The sequence below is a fragment of the Rossellomorea sp. DA94 genome (assembly GCF_029834455.1).
In the GTDB taxonomy this organism is placed as follows: domain Bacteria; phylum Bacillota; class Bacilli; order Bacillales; family Bacillaceae_B; genus Rossellomorea; species Rossellomorea vietnamensis.
Genome location: NZ_CP122397.1, coordinates 1,279,824 through 1,299,633, shown reverse-complemented (window position 1 = coordinate 1,299,633; position 19,810 = coordinate 1,279,824). Strand labels below are relative to the sequence as shown.

The following is a 19,810-nucleotide window of genomic DNA, read 5'->3' as shown; positions in this document are numbered from 1 at the left end:
TTGTTCCTTTATGATTCAGGGTGATACTGATACTCCCCAAGTTCAATCCGGTTATTCCCTATAAAATGGACTCCCTCCGCTTCCAGGGACAGCCTTTGGCTCATCATTTGCTCCTCATCACGAAATCCGATTTCCCCTTTGCTGTTTAGAACCCTGTGCCAGGGGAGTTTATACTTTTCACTCATGGAGTGCAGGATCCTCACGACCTGCCTTGCAGCCCTCGGACTTCCTGCAAGCTCCGCAATTTGTCCGTATGTCATGACCTTTCCCGAAGGAATATTGGCTATGATGGTAACCGCCCGTTCGGTAAACGGCTTCATGCATGTTCACCTCCCCTTCCTTCTCTCATTTATGTATTACCCTTATGGAATTAGGAATTCTATTATTCAGGAAACCTTGTCTTCATCAAGTCACGTTCCTAGAAGATTTCCTCCCTTTATATTACACTGTATAAGAATGAAAAGAAGGATGTGATACGAATGGATATTAAACTGATTGCATTGGACATGGATGGGACACTCGTCAACCATGAGGGCGAGGTATCCCCTGAAAACGAACAAGCCATTCAGCGGGCAAAGGAAAAGGGGATTCACGTTGTACTGAGTACCGGACGTTCTCTTTTTACTTGCAGGGACATTTCAGATGAGCTTGGTCGCTCATCGTACCTCGTTACCGTGAATGGCGGAGAAATCTACGATCATGAATACAATCTTGTAGACCGCATCCCTCTTGATATCGATCTTGTAAAGCAGTTATGGGCGCTTAAAGAAGAGCATGATGTGTATTTCTGGTCTTCCACTTCCCAAGGCTTATTCAATAGCAGGAAACCTTTTGAGCAGGATATCGAATCGTATGATTGGCTGAAGTTTGGCTTTGATATCCAGGATGATGATGTCCGCAAAGTCATGTGGGACGAACTGGTGAAGAATGAAGCACTCGAAATTACGAACTCCTCACCCACCAATATCGAAATCAATCCAGCAGGGGTCAATAAGGCGGCTGCCCTGGTGAAGGTGTGTAAGTGGCTGGACCTTTCAATGGATCAAGTCATGGCAGTCGGGGACAGTATGAATGACATCGCCATGATCCGGGAAGCAGGATTCGGTGTGGCGATGGGCAACGCTCAGGAAGCAGTGAAAGAAGCAGCGGACTGGGTGACAGGGATCAATACTGATCACGGTGTCGCTCAGGCAATCGATAAAGTACTGAAGGAAAAAAACTAACTCGTTAAAAAAGGGCCTGATTATCGAATCAGGCCCTTTCTCTTTCCACTGGGTCTATTCCTTTCCTGTTACGTCTATACTAATGGAAAAAACAAGGATTGTACCCCGCTATGTACCTAATACTGATCGTCGTCGTTTATTTACTTTTCGCAAAGTTCTTTATTGATTGGAAACGCTGGAAGGATTTTTATCCAACGGTTCAGTTTTATATTATCTGCAACCTTACGTATAACATGATATTTTATAACCACACCTTATGGAAGTATAAAGCGGTGACGGTGGACTGGCTGAATCATACGTTGATCGATCTTGTTTTTACCTTTTTCATCATTCCTGTGGTGATTATGATCTACCTCCGTTATTTTCCCTATCGGAAAAAGAAGACGGTTTACGTCTCGAGCTGGATTGTTTACTTTACGTTTATCGAGTATTTATTTCATAAAAAAGGGCTGTTCCTTTACGAAAATGGTTGGAACTTAGGATGGTCTGCTGTATTTAACATCATCATGTTTACCATTTTGGGATTGCATCACAAAAAACCGCTGCTTGCACTCATCCTTTCTGTTCCCATCATCGGCATCCTTTTGTTGATTTTCCATCCATCTTTACAAGAACTAAAGTGAGGGTGTTTTGATGACTTCCTTTTCTACACCTATTTTCATAGTCTCGATTCTCGTCGTGTATATAACGATGGCCATTTATATCGCCATATTGAAGCGAAAAGAATAAAGAGCAAGGAGCATCCGATCCCGGATGCTCCTTGCCCATTTTATTTCACGATGATCTCATCATTTTCAACTGATACGATCAGTTCCGTTACGCCTTCCTCATCAAGAAGGAAGTCGGCAATCTTATCTTCCACTCTTTCCTGGATCACCCGGCGCAATGGTCTTGCACCAAATTCAGGATGATATCCGAGTTCCACGAGTCTGCGCTTCGCTTCTCCGTCTATTTTCACTGTAATCCCCTGCTCCTTGAGCTCATCCTGCAACTCATTCAGCATCAGATCAAGAATTTGCAGTAACTCTGCCTTGTCGAGTGATTCGAATTCAATGATACTGTCGAATCGGTTAAGGAACTCAGGCTTAAAGTAGGCACCCAGTGATTGTAGAATATTCGTTTCTTTAATGGCATCTGTGCCTCCGGTATTGAAACCGACGACGGCTTCCTTCTTATCCGTCACCCCGGCGTTACTTGTCATGATGATCACAGTCTCTTTGAAGCTCACCGTTCTGCCTTGACTATCCGTAAGACGACCGTCTTCAAGAATCTGAAGGAACATATGCTGAACATCGGGGTGCGCTTTTTCAATCTCATCCAGAAGTATGATGGAGTAAGGATTCCTTCTTACTTTTTCCGTCAGTTGTCCGGATTCTTCATGACCCACATAGCCAGGAGGGGATCCGATCAGTTTAGACACAGAGTGTTTCTCCATATACTCACTCATATCCAAACGAAGCATGGAATCTTTAGATCCAAACAACTCTTCTGCCAATGTCTTCGTTAATTCTGTTTTCCCTACACCCGTCGGTCCCACAAATAGGAATGTTCCGATTGGACGGTGCTTCGCTTTCAAGCCTGCCCGGCTGCGTCGGATGGCTTTCGCCACTTTTTTCACGGCTTCATCCTGTCCGATCACTTTATGGGCAAGGTTTTCTTCAAGGGATTTCATCCGCTTACGGTCATCACTTTGAAGCTTTCCTACAGGGATGCCTGTTTTGGTTTCAATGATCGCCTGGATCAAGTCCTTTTCTACAAGTGCCTTTGAATCAGATGATTCCCGGCCAAGCTGTTTCTCCAAGGACGCTTCCTCATCCCTTAGGATCGCTGCCTGCTCATAGTTTTCTTCTTTCGTTGCCTGCTCTTTCTTTACTTTTACTTCATGTAATTTTTTGTGAAGGGCCGTTTTATTCTTGCCTTCAGATAGAAGGTTCACTTTTGAACCTGCCTCATCCATCAGATCAATCGCTTTATCCGGCAGGAATCGGTCCTGTATATAACGGTGTGACAATTTCACACATGCCTCGATGCTTTCGTCTGTGAATTCCACCCCATGATAGTCTTCATAGCGGGTTTTTAAACCCTTAAGAATTTCAATGGATTCTTCCGGTGTAGGCTCATTGACCATGACAGGCTGGAAACGACGTTCGAGTGCCGCATCTTTTTCGATTTGACGGTACTCTTTAAGGGTTGTCGCCCCAATTACCTGCAGTTCACCGCGAGCAAGCGCAGGTTTTAGGATATTCCCTGCATCCATGGATCCTTCTGCAGAACCTGCTCCCACCAATTGATGGATCTCATCGATGAATAGCATGACGTTCTCTCGACTCTGCAATTCGTTAATGATGGCTTTCAACCGTTCCTCGAATGATCCCCGTACACCTGTACCTGCTGTCAAGGAAGCAACATCCATCACATATACTTCTTTGTTTAATAATTTTGACGGCACATCTCCTGCTACGATTTTACGTGCCAATCCTTCCGCAATGGCCGTTTTCCCGACGCCGGGCTCACCAATCAGTACCGGATTGTTTTTATTGCGGCGGTTCAGAATTTCAATCACACGATCCACTTCTTTGTCACGACCGATAACCGGATCGATCAAGCCGGCTTTAGCTGCTCCAGTGACATTACGCCCGAACTGGTCGAGGATGCCGTTTCCGCCATTCCCCTCTTTCGCTTGAGCTGATGAAGATGGCTGATGCTGGCTTTGGAATCCATGGTCGGGACTTCCGCCCATGCTCATACCTTTGAATAATTCATCAAACGGGAAACCTCCGTGAATGCCAGAAGGGGTTTGCTGCTTTTGAAAGCAAGCAGAACACATTTTCATACTGGATTTCTTACCATTCAGTTGCGTATGGACTTCAACTGTTGCTTGATTATGATGACATACTTGGCATTTCATGAACATGACCTCCTGTTGTCTTCTTATATATTAAGTGGTTTGTTAGTTGGTTTATGGGTAAGGTCATACTATAATTTGACTATGTTTGACTTTGACTTTTCTTGACCTTATAAACATAGTATACTTTGACCTTTTTTGACTTTCAACATTTTTGCTTATGGGAATTTTTTCTTGGATTCTACTTTCCCGTTGATTGAAGAGTATAATAGGGTGGAATAGAGAAATCAACTAATTGATTTATGGATATTCCACTCCTGAAATACACAAAAAAAGCCGGCATGTCCGCCGACTCTATTAATACCAATGCTCCCATTTGTCTTTGTAGCACTCATGCTTCTTTTTATGGCATGTGCATTTTTTAATTTTCTTCAGTTCGTCCAGAATGTCTTTTAGAAGATCTTTGATATCTTGATCCTTGTCTTTTTTACATTCATCATGCTTGTAGGATTCGGATTGTTTTTTATACATACGCTGATTCACCACCTTTTCAACCATTGGAAGAATATTCATCATATTTGCCATGGCCCCTAAGTTTCCAAGTGAACCTAGTGCATCAAGAGAACTCTTACCTTGAGAACCTAACAGTCCTTTAAGGTGATCCTCATTCAGTAATGAACTTACTTTTTCCTTTGCCGTTTCCAGATCCAGTTTACTCGCATCTTCTTTTGTGTATTGGTTGATTAAATCCATAAGTCCTTCTAGTGGATTATTATTTTCACTCATCGATTTCCCCTCCATCTTTTTGCAAATTTCAATGTAATGGTATTCCTTGAAGACTTGTCTCCAAGGAATGATCAATCTTTAAATCTTAGCTAATGGCACTAACGGCAAGTAGAACCAAAATAGCGATTCCAACAATCAATGCTGCTAGAGGGTTAATTGCAAGTAGTACTAGAAAAGCTACAATTAACAGAACTAATAGCAAGCTGTAAAAGTCAAATTCGTCATGAGAATGACCGGCACCCATCCATAATCACCTCACTTATTCAGTACTTTTAAATCACCTTACATGGCTATCTTATGTATGTATTGGTAGTTTCGAATGATATAAACGTCTATTTTCTAGTAAAAAGGGCTATTTAAACCATAAAAAAATGCTAGACCTAAGAAGCAGGTCTAGCATTTCCCCGTTACTATTCTATTATCCTTACACTAATTCACGATCCCAATGACGATGTGCTGCGATGGCTGCCGTGAATTCCTTGGCGAATGACTTCATGTCATCCCCGGTTACAACACCTGAACCCCTCACACCTGCCTCTTCCAACCAGTGTAAACCTTCATGGGTGGCACCGATCGGTTTAAAGTGAGAATACGCTTCTTTAACAAAGTAGGTGGTATCTTGAGAAAATTTCTTATCTACGTTTTCTCCACCTACAACGTATAGGCTGTCGAATAAGACCGATTCTCCCGTTAAGAATGTATGGTCCACTTCAAGCTCTGTACCGTCATCACCTTTGCGCGTCCCCAGTTTGTCACTGATGATTTCAGGCTGGACCCCTTCTTCTTTAAGAGCAGAGAGGACACGGTTCACTTCTTCTCCTTTAAAGCCATTTCCTACGATGACACCGACTTTCCGGGTAGCCGGCTTCTTTTTCGTATTTTCCTGACTTAAAGCCGGTGAAGATTTCGTTACCTTCGATCCTTCTCCTTCAGGTACTTTTATATTGATCGCTTCCGCAAAACCTTTAGCCAGATCCATACTGACGTTTGCAAACATATCGACGATCTGCTTCTGAATCGATTTGCTTTTCACTTTTCCGAGTTCAAAGCTGAAGGCTTGAATGATATGCTCCTTCTCCGGCTCACTCATGCTGTTCCAGAATAGTGTTGCCTGAGAGAAGTGATCCTTGAAGCTTTCACTTCTTGTACGTACTTTCCTGCCCTCCATCTTTTCCTGATAGTGGGTGTACCCGCCTTCTTCCTGCGAAACGGGGGCCGGTGTATTATGAGCCAGTGAATTGTTGTGATAGCTGACCTGTCCTTTATTGATCGTATGGCGGCCGTATCCATCACGCTGGTTATTGTGGAAAGGACACACAGGTCTATTGATCGGAAGCTCGTGGAAGTTCGGTCCCCCAAGACGGATCAATTGTGTATCCGTATAGGAGAATAAGCGTCCCTGCAACAACGGATCATTGGAGAAATCGATTCCAGGCACGACAGATCCAGGGTGGAATGCCGCCTGCTCCGTTTCGGCAAACACATTGTCCACATTGCGGTTTAACGTCATTTTCCCGACGATCTTCACAGGGATTTCCTCTTCCGGCCATAGCTTCGTAGGGTCAAGGACATCAAAGTCAAAGTTAAACTCATCTTCCTCCTTGATGAGCTGAACACCCAGTTCATACTCCGGATAGTCCCCTCCCTCGATGGATTCGTATAGATCACGGCGGTGGAAATCAGGGTCTTTCCCGTTAATCTTCTGTGCTTCATCCCAAACGAGTGAGTGTGCACCGAGTACAGGTTTCCAGTGGAATTTCACGAAATGGGCTTTCCCTTCCTCGTTCACCAGACGGAATGTATGGACACCGAAGCCTTCCATCATACGGAAACTTCGGGGGATTGCCCGATCGGACATAGCCCACATCACCATATGAGCGGACTCCTGATTGTTTGCAATAAAGTCCCAGAATGTGTCATGGGCAGAAGCAGCCTGTGGCATTTCATTATGTGGCTCAGGTTTAAGAGCATGAACTAGATCCGGGAACTTGATCGCATCCTGAATGAAGAATACCGGAATATTGTTCCCGACCAGATCATAATTCCCTTCTTCTGTATAAAATTTAGTGGCAAATCCCCGGGCATCACGCACAGCCTCCGCAGAACCCCTGGATCCCGCCACTGTGGAAAAGCGGACAAATACAGGTGTCTTCGTCGACGTGTCCTGAAGAAATTTAGCCCTTGTATATTCTTTCATAGAGTCATAGAGTTCGAACTCCCCATGTGCCGCAAATCCCCGGGCATGGACAATCCTTTCAGGAATCCGTTCATGGTCGAAGTGGGTCATCTTCTCACGGAAATGGAAATCCTCCATTAAAGTAGGTCCACGCTCTCCGGCTTTCAGTGAAAACTCATCCTCTGATACCTTCAGCCCTTGATTGGTTGTCAGATGCTTTCCTTCGTCATCCACTCTATACTGTTCAAGCTGTTCATCTTTACTTTTACCATTCACCTTCGTATGACGCTCGTCTCCCATTCTTTCATCCCTCTCATGTTTATTAATGTTTACTATGTAAAACATTCTGATTATCTAGTACCCTTGATGGATTGATGTAAACATTTATTGGAAGGTCGGGATTTATGATTTTTAATTTTTTCATTCTTTCCTTTACTGCGTAACATTGTTCTGTTAAACTGAAACTACAGTAACGTAACAATGTTTTGTTTCGAAAAGAGGAGACCCAATGGAAACCGATTTTATTTCTAAAAAAGAAGTACTGGAACTGACCGGGATATCCTACGGACAGCTTTACCGCTGGAAACGTAAGAATATCATCCCGGAAGGATGGTTCATCAAGAAATCCAGTTACACCGGTCAGGAGACGTTCTTCCCAAGGGAGAAGATGCTTGCCCGGATCGATGCAATCAAAGAAATGAAAGATGATTACTCCCTGGATGAGCTCTCGGATTTCTTTTCACCTAATCCCGCGAGGATCGAAGTCAGTGAAGAAGAACTATCGTCGCTCAACATTCTTTCAGAACACACCATGGCTTTCTGTACATCCCTATTACCAGTAAAAAAAGCGTACGAATTCCAGGACATCCTGCATATGGTGATCATCGAAAAATGCCATAGGACAGAGATTCCTAAAGAAGCTCAGCAAACCCTTTATCTTTTTCTTCATGAGAAGTTTACACCACTGAAAGAATCTTCCCTTGAGCTGATCGGTATCCGGAAAGGTGAGGCGTATATGTGGATGCTCCTGCCCCTCCCTTCAGATTTCCTTCTGGACCATACGGCTCAAGTCGTATTGAGATTCGATCTGCAACAAATGATGGAAGAATTGAAAATTACATTAACGAATACGAAGGGGATTTGACGTCCCTTTAATTGGAGGAGAAATGCATGAATACAGTGGAAAAGAGAAAGCTTCATGATTTGAAGATCAGCGGGTCCGGAACATCCGGCGGTGGCCAATTTGATGAAGTGAAGATCAGTGGAAGTGGAAAAATCGCAGGGGATATTGACTGCCGTGAAATGAGAATATCGGGTTCCGGCACCGTTGCAGGTGATGTAAAAGCAGGCCTGATCAAAACCAGCGGCTCTTCCTCCATCGAAGGAGACACGAAAGCCGAAACGATTACAACGAGCGGGAGTTCCAAATATGCAGGGTCCGTGATGGCATCCGAAATGACGATAAGTGGATCCAGTAAGGTGACCCGGAATCTGATCGTTGAAAAACTCAAGGTGAGCGGCTCATGCAAGGTAGGCGGGAAAATTCAGGGCGGATTGATCAGGGCGAGCGGATCGTTAACGGTTGGAGAGGATTGTGAAGTCGAAACCTTCTCAACCTCAGGCTCTGTACACATTGATGGATTGCTGAACGCCGACAATGTCCAGATTGAAATCAACCATGAATCTTCCATTAAAGAAATCGGCGGCGAAAAAATTTCAGTGACTCACCACCATTCAAGCAAACTACTCAAACAGGTAGTCAACTTCTTTCTGCAAAAGGAAGATTGCTTATCTTCCGAACTAATCGAAGGGGACGAAGTCTATCTTGAAAATACGAAGGCAAAACTCGTTCGCGGAAAAAACGTCGTGATCAAGGAGAATTGTGAAATCGATACGGTAGAATACTCCGGCACCATCGAGGTACACAAGGATAGCTCGATCAGAAATAAAGTGAAAATCTGACGGATCAGTGACAGGGTATGGCTCGGCCATCCCTGTTTTTTCAATTTTCATCGCACTCATTACATCCCCTTCATCTCCACATATTCGAAATTTCATATTTTTATTCTGAATGTTCTGCTATATTAATAGGTATATAGTACAATCCTGCGAGGATATTGGAGGACTTTATGGAACGTTTGACCGATCACCTCATCATCATCTCTTTCGATTGTTTATCTGCCTTGGATTTTCCGATTCTAAAAGGACTCTCCCACTTCCGGGAGCTGCTTTCACATGGTTCTTACTGCAAAAGGGTTGAAACCATCTATCCTTCTGTCACGTATCCCTGTCACGCCACAATTGTCACCGGAAAGTACCCCAATCGTCACGGTATAGTGAATAATACACTCCTCCAGCCTGGCAGGGACTCGCCTGACTGGCATTGGCATCGGAAATCCATTAAGGGTACCACCCTCTATGACGAAGCAAAGAAGGCGGGGATGACCACCGCTGCCCTCCTTTGGCCGGTGACTGCCAAAGCGGATATCGATTATAATATGCCGGAAATCTTCGCCAATCGTCCCTGGCATAATCAAATCCTCGTTTCACTTTTGAATGGGAGCCCCCTCTTCCAACTGCAGATGAATCGTCTTTTTGGCCATATGCGCAATGGCCTGAATCAACCTGAGCTGGATGATTTCGTCCTTGAATCGACGCTTGAAACAATCAAAAGGAAACCAGACTTATTGCTTGTACACTTTACGGATCTTGATACCAAGCGGCATTACCACGGTTTCTCTTCAGACGAAGCACATGCAGCGCTCCGCCGCCATGACGACAGATTGGGAAGGATCGTAGGAGCGTTAAGGGACAACGGCATCTATGATAAGTCGACGATCGTAGCCCTTGGTGATCATAGCGCCCTCGATGAATCGAAGGCCGTCCAACTCAACACCCTCCTTAAGGAACAGGGGTTCATCACCGTAAACCGGCGCGGGAAGATCACTGACTGGAAAGCGTATTGCAAAGGGTGTGATGGTTCTGCCTATGTGTATACAAAGGATCCCGAATCGAAGCAGAAAGTGAAGGACCTTTTGGAACGATTACAACCTGATCCAGCGAGTGGAATCGAATCCATCCTCACTGGAGAGGAAGCAGCCCGGAAAGGGGCCGATGAACAGTGTTCGTTCATGCTCGAAGCCAGACTCGGGTTTTATTTCAAAGATGCATTGGATGGTTCCTTCATCCATACGATCACTCCGGAAGATGTGAAGGAAAAGCGTTACACGTACGGCTCCCACGGCTATTCTCCGGAAAAGGAGAACTACTCCACGATCTTCATGGCGGCGGGAAAAGGAGTTCGTCCTCACCTCGAGATTCCTTCCATGGGTCTCATTGATGAAGGACCGACATTTGCCAGATTGCTCGGACTCACCTTAGAAGATATTGACGGAAAAACGATTGAAGAAGTATTGGATATCTAATGAAGATTCTGTTTCCTTAGGGGGAAAAACCATGAAACGTTTTTCAAAAGAAGAAAGCAGCTGGATTTTTTATGATTGGGCCAATTCAGCGTATTCCATCATCATTTCCACCGCCGTCTTTCCGCTCTTTTATAAAGCGGCCGCTACAAATGCAGGTGTCAGTGCCGCTAATTCAACGGCCTATTTGGGATACACCATTGCCATTGCGACCTTCATCCTGGCCATGATCGGTCCCATCCTTGGGACCATCGCCGATTATGAGGGATATAAGAAGAGGTTCTTTTCCTTCTTCTTTGCACTGGGTGTGACATTCACCCTCCTCCTCGCTTTCGTCCCGAGCGATCAATGGCTGCTTCTTTTAGTCTTTTATACAGTGGCAGCAGTCGGATCCGCCGGTTCGAACGTCTTCTACGATGCCTTTTTGACCGACGTAACGACGGAAGAACGGATGAATCGTGTATCATCACGGGGATTTGGATTTGGGTATATCGGGAGCACGATACCGTTCATCCTAAGCATCGCCATCATCATCTTATCCCAGAACGGGACCCTTCCCATCTCCGTTACGGTCGCCAGTAAGATTGCCTTTGTGATCACCGCTTTATGGTGGGGTCTCTTCTCTATACCGCTATTAAAGAATGTCCATCAGCGCTACTTCATCCAACGGGAAAAAAGCCCAGTCGCGAACAGCTTCAAACGTCTTGGCAAAACGATGAAAGAAATCAGGAAATACCGGGCACTCTTTTTATTCCTGCTTGCTTACTTCTTTTATATTGACGGTGTCGGCACCATCATCACCATGTCCACGGCGTACGGGTCGGATCTTGGGATCACCTCCACCAACCTTTTGATCATCCTCTTTGTGACCCAGGTGGTGGCTGGACCATTCGCCATTCTCTATGGAAGGCTGGCTGAAAAATTCACAGGTAAAAAGATGCTGTATGTGGGCATTTCCGTGTATATCATCGTGTGCATTTACGCCTATTTTCTAGAGACAACCATGGATTTCTGGATCCTTGCCATGCTCGTCGCATCTTCTCAAGGGGGCATCCAGGCACTGAGCAGGGCTTATTTTGCAAAGCTGATACCGAAGAAAAACGCCAACGAATTCTTCGGGTTTTATAATATTTTTGGTAAGTTTGCATCGATTCTCGGACCGTTATTAGTGGCTGTCACCGCACAAATGACCGGCGCGTCCAACAGTGGAGTATTCAGCCTTGTCATCCTCTTTATCATAGGGATTGTGATCCTTGCTTTCGTACCCGAACCGACAGAGGCTGACGTCGAGAAGTCAGCCATCGTATAAAGAAAAAAGGGCCTGAACGCTTATGTTCAGGCTCTTTTTTGCATTTCAATTAGAAAGTATGTGCTGCGTCTTTCGCGCGGGCAATCGCATCTTCTTTGATTTCCTGTGCTTTATCCGGCATTGCCGCATGTCCCTCCACAAAAACTCCCTCAAAGGAAGGTACACCAAAGAATTGCATGATAAGGCTTAAATAACGATGACCCATTTCCATGCCTGCTGCCGGTCCTTCAGAGTAAATACCGCCCCTGGCCTGGATATGTATCGCTTTCTTGTCCGTCAATAATCCAACCGGCCCCTGCTCCGTATACTTGAATGATTTCCCTGCCACTGCCACGGAATCGATATATGCTTTCATCACCGGTGGAAATGAAAAATTCCAAAAAGGGGTCACAAATACGTATTTATCAGCCCCGATGAACTGATCGGATAGTTCATTAAGGCGGTTTACTTTCTTTTGCTCTTCCATGGAAAGCTCCTCAAATCCTTTACCTGATTGAAGCTTCCCCCAACCGCTGAAGACATCCGCATCGATATGGGGAATATGCTCCCGGTACAAATCGAGGTGAATTACCTCATCTTCCCGGTTCACATCCTTATACGTATCCATAAATGCTTTCGCAACCGCCATGCTGTACGATTGGGTATCGTCATGGGGATGCGCGGTAATGTATAATACCTTTGCCATTCATCATCCATCCTTTCTTCTATTAACTCACAATCGTATTTTGTGAAGATATGAATGGAATTATCCTTTTTCACTGTAAAAAAAGAATGCTGCCCTGTAGGACAGCATTCGATGCTTACTCTTCTTCTCCTGGTACTTCAAACGGGTTCCCCCCGATATGTTTCCTCATTTCGTCTGTTAGTTCAAATGGAGTGTTTTCTTGTGTTTCCCCTGCTGCAAAATGGTGACTGCCATCAAAGTGAAATGGTTTACCTTCCAATGTCGACACCTCCGTTTTACTGTAGTATGACCATTATGTACAGGCCCATACAGAACAGACCTTTTACCCAGTAGTATTTACTTATTATAATATGCTTTACTTCCAGAAGATATCCTTTTTTCCCATTTTATATTGATATTTTTTATTTTCTAATACCACGACTTGTTCATGGGATGTTGTTGCCACACGCTTTGTTTCCTCCACTAGATGCTGAATGAGACCATGGCACTGCTCCGCCCCTTTCACAAGGAGGGGCACGCCGATCCAATCGATCTTCAGTTCCCTTGAGAAGAAACCTCCCGCTGTCATAGCTGGCGGGACGGTTGGCGAAGTGTTGGAAATGATGATCTTCTCTTCTTGTCCGTATCGATTCAGCAAAATACCACTCAGATCGGTTAAGGCAGGGACCACATACTTGGAATTCCTTCGTCCGATCGTATAGACGGGACACCCTTCTTCGTCCGTTCCGTGATATAGAATATGCCCCGTGTCTTTTTTTGTAAGTTGGTTAAAATATGGAACAGAAAGGATCTCTTCCTTCGTCAACTTCCCCGGTTTCAGTATTTGTAAATGATAGGCTGCAGCCATGGACGTGGTATGAGTCCCACCGAAATCGTTGTAAATATAAATCATCTGATCACCTTTAAGAGATTCGTTTTCTTCAGTATGAACGGTCGGGGTGGAGAGTATCCCTTTTCATCTTGATTCAATAAAAAAACCTGCTCCCAAAAATGGGAAAGCAGGAATTCATTGCCTGAATCAACCACCCGCAGGAGCGGGACCGGCTGCAGGTGCTGCTGTACGCTGACCAAGTTCCTGGTCCAGCACCAATAGAGCGGCGGGATTATCTCCGGCAAGTTTCAACCGATCGACAATCGTCAGCGCCTGGGCTTCTTCATCAATCTGTTCTCTCAGAAATTCCTGAATGATGACAGCAGTCTGTTGATCATTTTGGGCGGCATAATTGTATGCTTGTTGATAAGAGTTGGTAACGAATCGCTCATGCTCCAGCACTTTTTGAAACGTTTGAAGAGGGGTGCCATACTCTTTCGGCTGCGCAGGGAGCTGCTGAAGATCGACCAGCCCTCCCCTGTCTGTCACATAGTCGATGAGCTTCAACATATGTGTTCGCTCTTCTTCCGACTGTAGTCTCAGCCAACTGGCCATCCCAGTATAATTCTGATTCGCCATATAGGCGGACATGGCAAGATAGAGAGTAGTAGACACGTGCTCGATTCCAATCAAATTATTTAAGAGCTTTTGAATTTGTTCGTTAAGCATACCCTTCCTCCTTAAAAATATATTGACTCTTCATTTTATTGAAGGAAAGTAATAATTATGATTGATTCATTAAACCTACATATGGTGATGTTGTTTCCCCTCGAGGAACCGCTTTTGTTTTCTTCTGACCACAAATTCTTCGAGGGTCCCGGAACCACACACGACTCCAAGAACGATGAACACCAGTCCGAACAGATGATAGAACGTCACGGTTTCACCAAGAAAAACCGCCGCTCCAAGAAGTGAGAAAAAGGTATTGAGATTCAGGAAAATGGATGTTTCGGCAGCCCCTATTTTACCAATTGAATGATTGTAGATCATATGACCGACTGCTGTGGCCAATATGGCAGAGGCAAAAAACAGCACCCATATGGCGGCCGGTGCATCGCCTAACTGCTTCAGTCCTCCCGGCTCCATGATCAGACTGATGACAAACAGAATGACAGAACCAAACACAAGCATATACCCCGTCAATAACCGGGGATCCAACGTCTTGGCGGCACGGCTTATGATGATGAAGCTCAACGCCTGAGAAAAAATGGAGATGAAAATGAACAAATCTCCCATCTTCAGACCACCGAGTCCTTCCCCTCCCGACAATACAATGATCGTCACACCGACACTGCCTGAAAGAAACCCTATGATCTTGATCATGGTCGGCCGGTTCCTGAGGATGATCGTCGCCATTAGAGCCGTTAATAATGGCCCCGTTCCAAGGATCAGGCCCCCATTTGTAGACGATGTTCCCGTTAACCCGACTGATAAAAAATAATGATGACTGACCACATTTAACAGACCACCGGTAATGATGAACAGAAATTCCTTTCCTGTCGGCTTCCTGATCTTTCCCATCAGGCCAAGGAGAATAAATACTGTAACACCTGCTGTGAAAATGCGAAGCGAGGTGATCGTAACAGGTGTAAATTCACTTACAAGCGTTTTTAACGCCGGCACATTAAAGCCCCATATGAGCATGATGAACACAAGGATGATATACGTTTGCCATTTTTTCAATACGTCGGAGCCTTCTTTCTATATCGGATATTTCATCCAATCATAGCACCCGAAAGCCATTACGACTAGAGATAGAAATCCTTTTTTGGAAACAAAAGGGACATTTCAGCCCTGATATAGACAGTAGCTTTTTTTCTCCCCGACCCAAGACTATGCTATAGTATAGGTCGAAAGGGGTTTTTTAACATGTCAAATCAAGAACTGCCACCAAAAACATGTTCCATCGAGCGTTTAGTCACGAAAGCGGAAGACGTCGAAAAAGTGCTTCAAGGAACGAAAACGGCGACCCGCCGAAACGGAAGATACGCGGATGTCGGGGAAATCATGGAGCTTCAAGGAACGAAATACATAGTGAACAGCGTCTATTCACAGTCACTCGGCGAACTGACAGACGAACACGCCAAGCAAGAAGGGTTTCAAACAGTGGAGGATTATAAAAATGCCATCCTCTCTTATCATCCAGGAATGCCGTGGCACCCCGGCATGAAAGTATGGGTCCACGAATTTAGCTTAGTGACAGAATAGAGCACTTCACATGGAGCAGCTGCTATATAGAACATTGATCTATCTTCATGTCATAAGTGTCGTGGCTTCCATCGGGCCATTCTTCTTACTTCTCTTGACGATGAACAAGTTACGGACCGCTTCCCCGTCCATCCTGCCTTCGTACCTGGATACATTCCGGTACACCGTGCAGCTTTCCAAGCATTCAGGGCACGTCCTTGTCGGAACGGGGATCCTCCTCGTACTTCTTGGACCATGGACATGGACGACACCGTGGATCGTCATGACCCTCGTCATCATGTTCTGTTCTCTCTTCTTTCTCGCACGGGCATTTTCGCCGACTTTAAGGAAATTCGAAGAGGAAGATGCGGACAGGGAAAAGCTTGTTGGAAAGTTACATCGGACCGTTTGGATTTATCTCATTCTCCTCCTGGCCATGCTATGGTTTATGGTGGTGAAACCGGGGATGTGGGTGTAATTCTTTGCGTGTACCAGGTACAGTCGGGGACGATTGTACCTGGTACACGCTTTTTAGGTTCGAATCCTACTCATTCCCCTTACTACTCTTCGAATCCAAAACCTTCATAAAGTAGGCCGTCGGAAGTAACAGGCCGATCGCCGCTTCAAGCAGCGCAAAGAACCTGAGATGACCCGTCGGGATATAATCGCCGTAACCCACCGACAAAATCGTCACTCCGCTATAGTAGAGATAGTTAAGGAATGTGTGCTCCACCGGCTTCCCACTCGGCGAGCTTATCCTGAGCATAGGATTGTCAAACGACAGGGTATAGTAGAGGACAGCAAACGCGATCATGATACTGAGAAGCACAAAGAACAGCTTCAAAAAAAGTGCTGTACTGAAATAACTATACTTAAAGTGCTTATCTTTAAAGAAATAAATTAAGTTGGCCAAAATAAATAGAATGGCTCCTACTGTAACGATGGTTGCCAAAACGTGTGAATCCTCCTCTTGTCAATGTAGTATGTTTCATTTACCACGTTCGGTTTGTTTAAAACTTAAGACTTTAAATTCTTATTCCTCATCCTCAAAATCCACATATGATGTACCAATCCTCTTTTTAAGAAAGGTGAGAATGACATTGAATCTGCCATACACTATGTATAGACCCGCTCACGGCGGTGGAGGGCATGCAAGTTGGGGAAACGGGCACGGCCACGCGACTTGGGGACACGGAACAAGCTGGAACCCGGGAGGCAATTGGAATCACGGGGGAAACTGGGGATACCACGGTTGGGGTTACCCCGGATTTGCTGCGGGGACAGTGACTGGTTTAGCGGTTGGGGCCGCCGCGTCACCCGGTCCTTACCCGGTGCCGGTTCCTGCTTATCCCTATCCGTATCCTTACCCTTATCCCTATCCACCGCCTTATCCCCAATCATAATGAAGCCAAAATCCCCGATCCTGAATGGAGTCGGGGATTTTGATTTGATTATGATCGCAGAGAAGATGAGCATGTATTCTCTATTAACCATGAAATTCCTCCCATGGAATAGAGTTAACGGCTCACGCGACTGCTGGACGTTTTTCTATTGAAAAAATGTGGTATAATAGATTAGTTAGCAAATTATTCATAGATTCGTATACACAAGGAGGAAGCAATATGGATTTGTTATTTCCACTTGGACTAGCCATATCCACTGGTGCAATCATTGCCCTTTTAAAAATCATAGCCATCGATATCATTTTATCTGGAGATAATGCCATCGTCATTGCCATGGCAACAAGGAGATTACCCAAAGACCTTCAGAACAAGGCCATATTCTGGGGAACGGCAGGTGCTGTCATCCTGCGTATTTTGTTTGCGGCCGTCATCGTTTATTTACTTCAGATTCCTTTCGTACATCTCATAGGAGGAGTCCTGTTACTATGGATTGCCTACCAGGTGCTCGTTGAAGATGAAGAGGAAGCCAATATCAAGTCACACACCGGACTTAGACAGGCCATCATGACCATCATTGTCGCAGACGCCGCCATGAGTCTTGATAATGTCGTTGCTGTTGCAGGTGCCGCTCATGGACATATCGGTATGATCGCCCTCGGCGTCTTCATCTCGATTCCGATCATGATATTCGGATCGAAAGCCATTGTGAAAATCCTTGAAAGATTCCGCTGGATCGCTTACCTTGGTGCAGGGATCCTTGCCTACACAGCAGGTGAAATGATTGTGTCGGATGAAAAATTCTTAGACTTGATCAATATCGAACATGGACTGATTACTACCATCATCACCATCGTACTGACCGCCGCGATTCTTATTGGTGGGTTCCTGGCAAATAAACGTTCTCAATCTGATCACAAAAATGTTCACCAATATAATGCATAACCCTCGAAGATGCCAGCAATTGCTGGCATCTTTTTTGTTTCTTGAAAGTACTTTTTGGAAAGACTAATTGTCAGTTAAGAAAGAAGGAGGACGTGCGTATTGGATTTCTTTATGAGCCAGGATTCACTAACCGCTGTGGAATGGATTTCCCGTGCTGCTATAGGATTCATCTTTTTACTTATCATAACCAAATTAATGGGACAACGCTCCATTTCTCAGCTGCGATTCCTTGATTTTGTCATGGCACTTTTAATCGGGAATATTATGGCTCACCCCTTGTCTGACGAAGGGTTAGGAATGAAGGGATCTATGCTCACTATGGGAACATTGGTGATTCTCTATCTACTTGGGGTTTACCTCAGTCTTCATTCAACCTTCATACGAAAAATACTCGATCCTTCACCTATTTCTATAATACATAATGGGGAAATCTTATATAAAAATCTTAAGAAAGCAAGGATTCCTATAGAAAGCTTGTTATCTGAATTAAGGAAGCAGCAAATCGAAGAAGTTCATAAAGTTGCGATCGCCCTGTGGGAGCCTGGAGGAGAGATTTCATTTTTTCTCAAACCACAGTATCAGCCCGTTACACATCTGGATGTCGCACTCCCTTTTAAAACATTTGACCTCCCCATCCCCATTATTGAGGATGGCAGAGTCAATCAATCGGAATTAATGAAGCTGAATAAAGACGAATCCTGGCTGCACGATCAATTAAGAAATTCTTATGATGCAACAGTACATGACATCTTGCTGGCAACGATAGATAAGCAGGATCAGATAAAAATCTATCTGTATAAATGAACAATCCCTCTATCCTCTGGGGGAGCATTACCATTATGATTTCATCATCTGCTTAACCAATTCTTTATTCCTTTTCTTGAATGCTTCGTTATGGGAAGAGACCATGGCAAATTCATTGGCGCCTGGCTGAATGAATTGTTTGGCTTTATTGATCGCGTTTGCTGCATCCTGGAAAGCACCGGCAATCAGGTTCACTTTCCCTTCATACTTCAAGATATCCCCTGCTGCATAAAGCCCTTCTATGGATGATTCGCTCGTTGCCGTACCTGCTATATAATACTCATCAATCATGTTGATATCGAGTGAACTATTCTTAAGTAAAGATGTATCGATTTCATATCCATGATTGATGATCACTTCATCGATCGCCAGGTAGGAAACTTCATTTGTCTGGTGATTCTTCAACTCTACCCTTTCAATGGAATCATGGTCTGCACCAGCAACCAATTTGGATATGGAGGTGTTCAGTAAGCAGGTAGCCGAGCTGTTCATAAGCTGGGCACATTGTGCTTCGTGTCCTTTGAGGGCGTCTTTACGATAGGCTATGTATACCTTCTCAGCCACCGGCTCGAGTTCATTGGCCCAGTCGATTGCTGAGTTGCCTCCACCTGAGATGATGACGGTCTTTCCTCTGAATCGTTTCAGTGATTTCACCGTATAGTGTAGATTGGTAATTTCGAAACGTTCAGCTCCTTCGATGTCTAGCTTTTGAGGATTTATGATCCCGCTTCCCACTGCGACGATGACCGTTTTTGAATAATGCTTTTTACCGGAACATCCCTCAAGAATAAAGATTCCTTCTTCATTGCGTGTGATCGATTCAACCTTTTCATTCAGGACGACCGTCGGATTGAATGTCAGCCCTTGTTGAACAAGCTGCTCAATCAGTCTTGCCCCCGGTACAGGAGTCATTCCCCCCACATCCCAGATCATCTTTTCGGGATATACATGTATCTTTCCGCCTAAGTCGGACTGAAATTCAATGATCTTTGTTTTCATTTCCCTGAGACCGCTGTAAAAAGCTGAGTAAAGGCCAGCCGGCCCTCCACCGATGACCGTTACATCAAATAGTTCCTTCTCCATTTCCGTTCACTCCTTGAGTAACCAAACTTTAATTGATTATCATTCTCAATTAAATCCTATCTCTTTTTCAGCCA

The 19,810-nt window shown here is 44.8% G+C and carries 22 protein-coding genes; 10 read left to right on the top strand and 12 right to left on the bottom strand.

The genetic code is table 11. The annotated features are described in order from the left end of the window. Positions 1-8: 8 nt before the first annotated feature. A complete protein-coding gene (locus P8596_RS06815; protein WP_224520649.1) occupies positions 9-320 on the bottom strand; it encodes an MGMT family protein in 312 nt (103 codons plus the stop codon). A gap of 159 nt (positions 321-479) precedes the next feature. Here P8596_RS06815 and P8596_RS06810 point away from each other — a divergent pair, with 159 nt between their 5' ends. Then, positions 480-1,223 carry a Cof-type HAD-IIB family hydrolase gene (locus P8596_RS06810; protein ID WP_224520650.1) on the top strand — a complete coding sequence of 248 codons (744 nt, stop codon included), beginning with the start codon at positions 480-482 and terminating at the stop codon, positions 1,221-1,223. Positions 1,224-1,333: 110 nt separating this feature from the next. Beyond that, on the top strand, positions 1,334-1,846 hold the full coding sequence (locus tag P8596_RS06805; RefSeq protein ID WP_279726442.1) for a CBO0543 family protein: 513 nt from the start codon (positions 1,334-1,336) through the stop codon (positions 1,844-1,846). Between the two features lie 146 nt (positions 1,847-1,992). Here P8596_RS06805 and P8596_RS06800 read toward each other — a convergent pair whose 3' ends face one another. The 3 genes from P8596_RS06800 to P8596_RS06790 all read right to left on the bottom strand — a co-directional run bounded on the left by P8596_RS06800 (position 1,993) and on the right by P8596_RS06790 (position 7,330). Next, entirely contained in the window at positions 1,993-4,131 is a 2,139-nt protein-coding gene (locus P8596_RS06800; protein WP_279726441.1) for an ATP-dependent Clp protease ATP-binding subunit, read from the bottom strand. A 294-nt stretch (positions 4,132-4,425) separates the two neighbouring features. After that, positions 4,426-4,854 (bottom strand): hypothetical protein, encoded by a 429-nt coding sequence (locus P8596_RS06795; RefSeq protein ID WP_279726439.1) that lies wholly within the window; start codon positions 4,852-4,854, stop codon positions 4,426-4,428. Positions 4,855-5,278: 424 nt separating this feature from the next. After that, positions 5,279-7,330 carry a catalase gene (locus P8596_RS06790; protein ID WP_279726438.1) on the bottom strand — a complete coding sequence of 684 codons (2,052 nt, stop codon included), beginning with the start codon at positions 7,328-7,330 and terminating at the stop codon, positions 5,279-5,281. A gap of 208 nt (positions 7,331-7,538) precedes the next feature. Here P8596_RS06790 and P8596_RS06785 point away from each other — a divergent pair, with 208 nt between their 5' ends. The 4 genes from P8596_RS06785 (at position 7,539) to P8596_RS06770 (ending at position 11,761) form a co-directional block, all read left to right on the top strand. After that, positions 7,539-8,174, top strand: a complete 636-nt coding sequence (locus tag P8596_RS06785; RefSeq protein WP_279726437.1) for a DUF4004 family protein — start codon at positions 7,539-7,541, stop codon at positions 8,172-8,174. Positions 8,175-8,200: 26 nt separating this feature from the next. Next, positions 8,201-8,992, top strand: a complete 792-nt coding sequence (locus tag P8596_RS06780; RefSeq protein WP_279726436.1) for a polymer-forming cytoskeletal protein — start codon at positions 8,201-8,203, stop codon at positions 8,990-8,992. A gap of 167 nt (positions 8,993-9,159) precedes the next feature. Then, entirely contained in the window at positions 9,160-10,455 is a 1,296-nt protein-coding gene (locus tag P8596_RS06775) for an alkaline phosphatase family protein (RefSeq protein ID WP_279726435.1), read from the top strand. Between the two features lie 31 nt (positions 10,456-10,486). Continuing rightward, positions 10,487-11,761 carry an MFS transporter gene (locus P8596_RS06770; protein ID WP_229593585.1) on the top strand — a complete coding sequence of 425 codons (1,275 nt, stop codon included), beginning with the start codon at positions 10,487-10,489 and terminating at the stop codon, positions 11,759-11,761. Between the two features lie 49 nt (positions 11,762-11,810). Here P8596_RS06770 and P8596_RS06765 read toward each other — a convergent pair whose 3' ends face one another. From P8596_RS06765 to P8596_RS06745, 5 genes are all read right to left on the bottom strand, one after another. Then, complete coding sequence (locus P8596_RS06765) at positions 11,811-12,446, bottom strand: FMN-dependent NADH-azoreductase (protein ID WP_279726433.1); 636 nt, start codon at positions 12,444-12,446, stop codon at positions 11,811-11,813. Between the two features lie 115 nt (positions 12,447-12,561). Beyond that, positions 12,562-12,705, bottom strand: coding sequence for a hypothetical protein (locus P8596_RS06760; RefSeq protein WP_224520660.1), 144 nt, complete (start codon positions 12,703-12,705; stop codon positions 12,562-12,564). A gap of 96 nt (positions 12,706-12,801) precedes the next feature. Further along, positions 12,802-13,338 carry a DUF3189 family protein gene (locus tag P8596_RS06755; RefSeq protein ID WP_279726432.1) on the bottom strand — a complete coding sequence of 179 codons (537 nt, stop codon included), beginning with the start codon at positions 13,336-13,338 and terminating at the stop codon, positions 12,802-12,804. A gap of 126 nt (positions 13,339-13,464) precedes the next feature. Next, positions 13,465-13,986: a ferritin gene (locus tag P8596_RS06750; RefSeq protein ID WP_279726431.1), complete on the bottom strand. Its 522-nt coding sequence runs from the start codon at positions 13,984-13,986 to the stop codon at positions 13,465-13,467. Between the two features lie 75 nt (positions 13,987-14,061). Next, entirely contained in the window at positions 14,062-15,000 is a 939-nt protein-coding gene (locus P8596_RS06745) for a DMT family transporter (protein ID WP_279726429.1), read from the bottom strand. A gap of 186 nt (positions 15,001-15,186) precedes the next feature. Between P8596_RS06745 and P8596_RS06740 the strand changes: the two genes are divergently transcribed. Together P8596_RS06740 and P8596_RS06735 are read left to right on the top strand one after the other, a co-directional pair. Further along, a complete protein-coding gene (locus P8596_RS06740) occupies positions 15,187-15,525 on the top strand; it encodes an ASCH domain-containing protein (protein ID WP_254653462.1) in 339 nt (112 codons plus the stop codon). A 19-nt stretch (positions 15,526-15,544) separates the two neighbouring features. Next, complete coding sequence (locus P8596_RS06735; RefSeq protein ID WP_279726974.1) at positions 15,545-15,982, top strand: hypothetical protein; 438 nt, start codon at positions 15,545-15,547, stop codon at positions 15,980-15,982. A 66-nt stretch (positions 15,983-16,048) separates the two neighbouring features. On the opposite strand, the gene P8596_RS06730 is transcribed toward P8596_RS06735, so the two are convergent. Together P8596_RS06730 and P8596_RS23880 are read right to left on the bottom strand one after the other, a co-directional pair. Further along, the gene (locus tag P8596_RS06730; RefSeq protein ID WP_279726427.1) at positions 16,049-16,456 is read right to left on the bottom strand and encodes a potassium channel family protein; all 408 of its coding nucleotides are present in this window, start codon (positions 16,454-16,456) and stop codon (positions 16,049-16,051) included. A gap of 164 nt (positions 16,457-16,620) precedes the next feature. Beyond that, positions 16,621-16,998 carry a hypothetical protein gene (locus tag P8596_RS23880; RefSeq protein ID WP_481900322.1) on the bottom strand — a complete coding sequence of 126 codons (378 nt, stop codon included), beginning with the start codon at positions 16,996-16,998 and terminating at the stop codon, positions 16,621-16,623. Between the two features lie 128 nt (positions 16,999-17,126). Here P8596_RS23880 and P8596_RS06720 point away from each other — a divergent pair, with 128 nt between their 5' ends. Both P8596_RS06720 and P8596_RS06715 read left to right on the top strand, forming a co-directional pair. Further along, entirely contained in the window at positions 17,127-17,849 is a 723-nt protein-coding gene (locus P8596_RS06720) for a TerC family protein (RefSeq protein ID WP_279726423.1), read from the top strand. A gap of 99 nt (positions 17,850-17,948) precedes the next feature. Continuing rightward, the gene (locus tag P8596_RS06715; RefSeq protein ID WP_279726421.1) at positions 17,949-18,653 is read left to right on the top strand and encodes a DUF421 domain-containing protein; all 705 of its coding nucleotides are present in this window, start codon (positions 17,949-17,951) and stop codon (positions 18,651-18,653) included. 33 nt (positions 18,654-18,686) lie between these two features. On the opposite strand, the gene P8596_RS06710 is transcribed toward P8596_RS06715, so the two are convergent. After that, positions 18,687-19,736: an NAD(P)/FAD-dependent oxidoreductase gene (locus P8596_RS06710; RefSeq protein ID WP_279726419.1), complete on the bottom strand. Its 1,050-nt coding sequence runs from the start codon at positions 19,734-19,736 to the stop codon at positions 18,687-18,689. Positions 19,737-19,810: the final 74 nt, after the last annotated feature.

Bases quoted from the DNA above. Each gene is read 5' to 3' on its own strand.
- P8596_RS06810 (WP_224520650.1), top strand. From the start codon at position 480: ATGGATATTAAACTGATTGCATTGGACATGGATGGGACACTCGTCAAC.
- P8596_RS06710 (WP_279726419.1), bottom strand. From the start codon at position 19,736: ATGGAGAAGGAACTATTTGATGTAACGGTCATCGGTGGAGGGCCGGCT.
- P8596_RS06770 (WP_229593585.1), top strand. From the start codon at position 10,487: ATGAAACGTTTTTCAAAAGAAGAAAGCAGCTGGATTTTTTATGATTGG.
- P8596_RS06780 (WP_279726436.1), top strand. From the start codon at position 8,201: ATGAATACAGTGGAAAAGAGAAAGCTTCATGATTTGAAGATCAGCGGG.
- P8596_RS06800 (WP_279726441.1), bottom strand. From the start codon at position 4,131: ATGAAATGCCAAGTATGTCATCATAATCAAGCAACAGTTGAAGTCCAT.
- P8596_RS06805 (WP_279726442.1), top strand. From the start codon at position 1,334: ATGTACCTAATACTGATCGTCGTCGTTTATTTACTTTTCGCAAAGTTC.
- P8596_RS06795 (WP_279726439.1), bottom strand. From the start codon at position 4,854: ATGAGTGAAAATAATAATCCACTAGAAGGACTTATGGATTTAATCAAC.
- P8596_RS06750 (WP_279726431.1), bottom strand. From the start codon at position 13,986: ATGCTTAACGAACAAATTCAAAAGCTCTTAAATAATTTGATTGGAATC.
- P8596_RS06740 (WP_254653462.1), top strand. From the start codon at position 15,187: ATGTCAAATCAAGAACTGCCACCAAAAACATGTTCCATCGAGCGTTTA.
- P8596_RS06785 (WP_279726437.1), top strand. From the start codon at position 7,539: ATGGAAACCGATTTTATTTCTAAAAAAGAAGTACTGGAACTGACCGGG.
- P8596_RS06815 (WP_224520649.1), bottom strand. From the start codon at position 320: ATGAAGCCGTTTACCGAACGGGCGGTTACCATCATAGCCAATATTCCT.
- P8596_RS23880 (WP_481900322.1), bottom strand. From the start codon at position 16,998: ATGGTTAATAGAGAATACATGCTCATCTTCTCTGCGATCATAATCAAA.
- P8596_RS06720 (WP_279726423.1), top strand. From the start codon at position 17,127: ATGGATTTGTTATTTCCACTTGGACTAGCCATATCCACTGGTGCAATC.
- P8596_RS06790 (WP_279726438.1), bottom strand. From the start codon at position 7,330: ATGGGAGACGAGCGTCATACGAAGGTGAATGGTAAAAGTAAAGATGAA.
- P8596_RS06755 (WP_279726432.1), bottom strand. From the start codon at position 13,338: ATGATTTATATTTACAACGATTTCGGTGGGACTCATACCACGTCCATG.
- P8596_RS06765 (WP_279726433.1), bottom strand. From the start codon at position 12,446: ATGGCAAAGGTATTATACATTACCGCGCATCCCCATGACGATACCCAA.
- P8596_RS06775 (WP_279726435.1), top strand. From the start codon at position 9,160: ATGGAACGTTTGACCGATCACCTCATCATCATCTCTTTCGATTGTTTA.